Origin of the sequence: Klebsiella sp. C349492 (assembly GCF_042055345.1) — a bacterium.
Classification (GTDB): Bacteria; Pseudomonadota; Gammaproteobacteria; order Enterobacterales; family Enterobacteriaceae; genus Klebsiella; species Klebsiella scottii.
Genome location: NZ_JANQCE010000031.1, coordinates 1 through 432 on the forward strand (window position 1 = coordinate 1; position 432 = coordinate 432).

At 51.9% G+C, this 432-nt stretch carries 1 pseudogene; it reads left to right on the forward strand.

The features are described from left to right. A pseudogene (locus NWP14_RS27830) lies at nt 1–432 on the forward strand (3-hydroxy-5-phosphonooxypentane-2,4-dione thiolase LsrF); the annotation flags it as partial.

Below are 432 nucleotides of genomic sequence, written 5' to 3' on the forward strand. Positions count from 1 at the left end.
GGTGCGAACTCTATTCTGGCGGAATTAAGTAATGAAGCCGTGGCGTTATCGATGGATGACGCCGTGCGCCTGAACAGTTGCGCGGTGGCGGCGCAGGTTTATATCGGCAGCGAATATGAACATCAGTCGATCAAAAATATTATTCAGCTGGTTGATGCCGGAATGAAAGTGGGAATGCCGACCATGGCCGTGACTGGCGTGGGCAAAGATATGGTGCGCGATCAGCGTTATTTCTCGCTCGCGACTCGAATCGCCGCTGAAATGGGGGCGCAAATTATCAAAACCTATTATGTCGAAAAAGGTTTTGAACGGATTGTTGCCGGATGTCCGGTACCCATTGTTATTGCTGGCGGTAAAAAATTACCGGAGCGCGAGGCGCTGGAAATGTGCTGGCAGGCTATCGATCAGGGCGCTTCTGGTGTGGATATGGGG